The sequence below is a fragment of the Micromonospora sp. NPDC047753 genome (genome assembly GCF_040642735.1).
GTDB lineage: Bacteria > Actinomycetota > Actinomycetes > Mycobacteriales > Micromonosporaceae > Micromonospora.
In genome coordinates, this window is record NZ_JBEYSL010000476.1 from 1 (window position 1) to 5,188 (window position 5,188).

At 69.4% G+C, this 5,188-nt stretch carries 3 protein-coding genes; 2 read left to right on the plus strand and 1 reads right to left on the minus strand.

The annotated features are described in order from the left end of the window. Nucleotides 1-1,291 (minus strand): Ig-like domain-containing protein (locus ABZ749_RS28845; RefSeq protein WP_357233303.1); only part of this gene is annotated, 1,291 nt, incomplete at its 3' end. A 710-nt stretch (nucleotides 1,292-2,001) separates the two neighbouring features. On the opposite strand from ABZ749_RS28845, the gene ABZ749_RS28850 reads away from it, so the two are divergent. Together ABZ749_RS28850 and ABZ749_RS28855 are read left to right on the plus strand one after the other, a co-directional pair. Then, nucleotides 2,002-2,967, plus strand: coding sequence for a sugar phosphate isomerase/epimerase (locus ABZ749_RS28850; RefSeq protein WP_357233305.1), 966 nt, complete (start codon nucleotides 2,002-2,004; stop codon nucleotides 2,965-2,967). A gap of 23 nt (nucleotides 2,968-2,990) precedes the next feature. Beyond that, complete coding sequence (locus tag ABZ749_RS28855; RefSeq protein ID WP_357233307.1) at nucleotides 2,991-5,090, plus strand: PQQ-dependent sugar dehydrogenase; 2,100 nt, start codon at nucleotides 2,991-2,993, stop codon at nucleotides 5,088-5,090. The last annotated feature ends 98 nt before the right edge of the window (nucleotides 5,091-5,188 follow it).

Consider the following 5,188-nt stretch of genomic DNA (forward strand, 5'->3'; position numbering starts at 1 on the left):
AGGCACCGGTGGGCCGGACGCGCTGATCACCCGGGTCCGGTGCCTGAGCGTCCGGTGATCGACCGACCGCTGATGCGGAGCCCCGGTGCTCGCGGACCGGCGCGGGCTTGAGCCCGGGCGGCACCGGCAGGGCGCTGCCCTTGGCGAACTCGTCCCAGCTCACGTTCCACGCGGTCCAGCCGTTGCCCGGCTGGAGCTCCACCTCGGTGCCCTTGACGGTGACCAGGTCACCGACCTGCGTCACCCCCATCAACCAGTCGGCCGCGGTGGCGGAGACGTTCGCGCAACCGTGCGAGACGTTGGTGTTGCCCTGGTCCCCCTCCGACCAGGGTGCGGAGTGGATGAACTCGCCGCCCCAGGTGTAGCGCTGGGCGTCGTCGACGTCGACCACGTAACCACCGTTCGGCTCACCCCGGGTGTCGAAGGTGACCCGCTCGTGCTTTTCCATGATCACCATCTTGCCGCTGGAACTCGGCGTGCTCGGCTTACCCAGGCTCACCGGGATGCGGCGCACCTGCTTGCCGTCGCGCAGGACGGTCATCTGCTTGGTGGCGTTGTCGATCTCCAGCGAGACCTGCCGTCCGATCTTGGAGGTCGCGGTCCGCTCGGCGTCGCCGACCAGATTCTTCCCGATCGGCAGACCCTCCAGACCGGCCCGGACACTGATGGTGGTCCCCGGCTTCCAGAAATCGGGGGCCCGGTAATAGACCTGACTTCCATCCTCAAGCCACGACCAGGCACCCGGTTGCGGCGGATTCGTCTTTACGAACAACCGCCGCTGGACATCCGCCCTGGCCTCTTTCGGAATTCCTGGGTCGAAGGCCACCGTTACCGGCATCGCCGTGCCGTACGTCCGATTGCCGTTGAAATAGAGGGTGCTGGTGATCTGCGGCCTGGTCGACTTGGCCATCGTCGTGAACGTGGTGGTGCGGGTGGTGGTGGCACCGGAGTCACCGGTCGCGGTCACCTCCGCGGTGTAGGTCCGTCGTGGTTGCAGCGGGGCGCTCGGCACCCAGCCGGAGCCGTCCTCGCGCGGTTCGGCGTTGACCTGCTTGCCCTTGTCGTCGGTGAGCCGTACGCCGGTGACCCGTCCACCCTTGACCACGGTGCCCACCTCGGCGCTGACCGGGACGTCCCGGGCCTTGTCCCCCGGCGTCAGAGCGAGTTCCGGCGCGGCGTGCTTCTTGGCCGAGCCGGTCGCCGAACCCCGGTCGGCGGTGCACGCACCCAGGACGAGTGGTGCCGCTGCGATGGTTACCGCCAACAGCGTCAATCGCCGCCTAGACGTCATGTTTCAGTCCCCCCGTTTTTCGACTTCCCTCCGCCACATTCTTGCCCGCTTGACGGGACCATTCGCGGCATTCGGAAATAATTGGCCGCGCATTTATCGACCCATTTTCCAACAATGCTCCGCTTGGCAGGAACAAGGGTTCAACCGACCCGTGTCATGCGCTTTGCTCCGCTTGAGCGACGCAACGTCGACTGTCCGAATGGCGAGCGGAGGCGGCGGCACCGTCGACCCAGCGCATGATCGACACGGCTTCAAGGAACTTGGGGCATCCCGGCCGTCCTGTCACCGCGACTTCCAGGAACCCGAGTGGATCAAGCGCCGGGCGGCCGGGGCGGGGCGGGCGGCCGGGCGAGAGGTGGAACGCGCGGCGCGGTGGGCACGGGAAGTAGAAGCTCAGGCCCGGTGGCGCACCTCGTGGGCGGACTTTTGTCAGTTGAAGCGAAACTTCCGGCGAACGCGACAAAGCTTTGCCTTCGTCCGGAGGCAAGGGTAAGGTCTGGATCTAGATAGAGGGTTGCCCATTCGTCGATCAACTTGCCGCCACCTCTGCCGGGTCGCCGCGTTCCGCTCCCGATGGGTCCGGGCCGCACCCGCGCCGTCCCTCACCGTCCAGCCGGAGCCCGCCTCCGGCCGGTTCGGCGCGCCCGGCGGACGGCAGTCAGGTCGACCGCCGCCGACGGCGTACCAGCCGTCAGGAAGGGACCACCACCATGGATCAACAACTCAACCGACCGGGGCCGACACCGGTGTCCGAGCCGGTCAGCCGGCGGGGAGTTCTGCGCGCCGCGACCGTCTCCGCAGCCGCTGTCGGCGCCGCCGGTCTGCTCGGCGGCCCGGCCGTCGCCGCACCCGCCGCACCCACCGGGCAGGCCCAGGGCCGCCGCCGGGTGCCGGTGGACCGGATCAGCATTCAGCTCTACACGCTGCGTGACCAGCTCGCCGCCGACCTGCCCGGCACCCTGGACGCGCTGCGTCGGATCGGCTATCGGCGAGTGGAGCACGCCGGTTTCGTCGGACGCACCGCCGCACAGTTCCGGGCCGCGCTCGACGAGGCCGGGCTGCGTTCCACCTCCGGTCACGTCGGCATCCCGCAGCCGTTCGACGCCGCCACCTGGGAGCAGGCTCTCGCCGACGCCAACGTGGTGGGCTGCAAGAAGATCGTCCACCCGTACTTCGGTCGGGACGCGAGCGGTCAGCCGATCCGCGACCCCGCCGTCTACCGGGCCCTGGCTCGGGACCTGAACCGCGCCGGTCGGCTCGCCGAACGCGCGGGGCTGGATTTCGGCTACCACAACCACCAGCTCGAGTTCGTGCCGCTGACCGGCGGCTCGACCGGGTTCGACATCCTCAGCTCGCAGACCGATTCCCGGCTGGTGCACTTCGAGCTCGACCTCTACTGGACCTGGCGGGGCGCCCACGACCCGGTCGACGTGATCCGTGCCAACCGCGGCCGGATCCGCCAGGTGCACGTCAAGGACCTCGACGTCGAGGGTGGTTTCGCCGACCTCGGCGACGGCCTCATCGATTTCGGCCGCATCTTCGCCCACGAGCGGGAAGCCGGCATCGAGGAGTACATCGTGGAGCGCGACGACGCGGGCACCGCGCCGCGCTCCCCCGCCGACGCCCTGGACACCGCTCGCGTCGGCTTCGACTACCTCGCTTCACTTCGGTACTGAAACCACCCCGGGGGACTCACCTGATGAACAGGACCGCATTCGCGTCCGCCCTGCTGTTGGTGACGGCCGGTCTGGCCGTACCACCGTCGGCAGCGTCCGCGGCGCCAGCCGCGCCGCCGGACAGCAGCTTCCAGAAAGTGACACTGAACGACTTCCCGGGCGAGCCGATGAGCCTCGCCGTCCTGCCCGACCTGCGGGTGCTGCACACCTCCCGTACCGGTGAGGTCCGCATCCACGACCCGCGCACCGGGCTGAACACCATCGCCGCCGACATTCCGGTGTACGAGCACGACGAGGAGGGGTTGCAGGGCGTCGCCATCGACCCGAACTTCGCCCAGAACAAGTGGGTGTACCTCTACTACTCACCGCCGATGGACACGCCGGTGGACGACCCGGCGACTCCCGGCGTCAACGAGGGCGACGCGCCGGAGACCGGCACCGAGGCGGACTGGCAGCGCTTCAAGGGCGCGCTGCGGCTGTCCCGGTTCAAGCTGGACGGGCAGAAGCTGAACCTCGCCAGCGAGCAGCAGATCATCGACGTGCCCACCGACCGGGGCATCTGCTGCCACGTCGGCGGTCAGATCGACTTCGACAGCAAGGGCAACCTGTACCTGTCGACGGGTGACGACACCAACCCGTTCGCCTCCGACGGCTACATCCCGATCGACGAGCGGGCCGACCGCAACCCGGCGTACGACGCCCAGCGCACCGCGGCCAACACCAACGACCTGCGCGGCAAGCTGCTGCGGATCAAGGTCAAGGCCGGTGGCGGCTACACGGTGCCGGCCGGCAACCTGTTCAAGCCCGGCACGGCGCAGACCCGCCCCGAGATCTACGCGATGGGGCTGCGCAACGCGTTCCGGTTCGCCGTCGACAAGCGGACCGACGACGTGTACGTGGGCGACTACTCCCCGGACGCGTCCAACCCGGACCCGGAGCGCGGGCCGGCCGGGCACGGTCGGTGGATGCGCGTCGACAAGCCGGCGAACTACGGCTGGCCGTACTGCGTGACGCCGACGATCGCCTACCGCGACTACGACTTCGCCACCGGTGAGTCCGGCGCCAAGTTCAACTGCAAGCGCCCGGTCAACGACTCACCGCACAACACCGGCAAGCGCGTACTGCCGCCGGTCGAGCAGCCGGAGGTCTGGTACGCGGCCGCACCCTCGGCCGAGTTCCCGCAGTTGGGCACCGGCGGCATCGCACCGATGGGCGGCCCGGCCTACGAGTACGACGGGACCAGCACGTCGCGTACCCGCTGGCCCGCCTACTACGACGGGGTGCCGCTGTTCTACGAGTGGACCCGTGACTACATCAAGGAGTTCCGCCTCGACGAGGACGGCGACGTCGCCGACATCCGCCCGGTGGCACCGTCGCTGGTGGTGGACAACCCGATGGACATGGAGTTCGGCCCGGACGGCGCGCTCTACGTCCTGGAGTACGGCGACGGTTACTTCGCTGAGAACCCGGACGCGCAGCTGTCCCGGATCGACTTCGTGCGGGGTAACCGGACGCCGATCCCGAAGATCAGTGGCACCCCGACCGTCGGGCAGGCCCCGCTGACCGTCGCGTTCTCCAGCGCCGGCACGACCGACCCGGACGGTGACAAGCTCAGCTACGCGTGGGACTTCAACGCGGACGGCTCGGTGGACAGCACCGCTCCGAACGCGAGCTGGACGTTCCCGGAGAACGGCTCGTACACGCCGACGTTGAAGGTCACCGACCGCACCGGACGGTCCGCCTCGGCGTCCCTGCCGCTGGTGGTCGGGCCGACCGCGCCGGTCATCGAGTTCGTCGCCCCGGAGGCCGGGCAGCCGTTCCAGTTCGGGCAGACCGTCGCGTACGAGGTGAAGGTCACCGACGACCTGCCGGTGGACTGCTCCCGGGTGAAGGTCACCTACGTGCTCGGGCACGATGAGCACGGGCACCCGCTGTCCACCTCGACGGGTTGCTCCGGAAGCATCCCCACCTTCCTCGACGGTGGGCACAGCGGCGCGGACAACCTGACCGCGGTGTTCGTCGCGGAGTACACCGACGCCCCGACCGACCCGGGCGTACCCCCGCAGTCCGCTTCGGCGACCGTGGTGCTGGACCCGACCCCGGTTGCCGGTCTGGCCGGCTGATCGGTGGACCAGGACGAGTGAGTCGACCGGCCGGTACGGCTCAGCGGGGCGGCAGGTCGCCGACGAACCCGGCGATCCGCCGCGCCAGCGGGGCACTC

Coding starts and splice junctions, on each gene's coding strand:
- ABZ749_RS28850 (WP_357233305.1), top strand. CDS start 2,002: ATGGATCAACAACTCAACCGACCGGGGCCGACACCGGTGTCCGAGCCG.
- ABZ749_RS28855 (WP_357233307.1), top strand. CDS start 2,991: ATGAACAGGACCGCATTCGCGTCCGCCCTGCTGTTGGTGACGGCCGGT.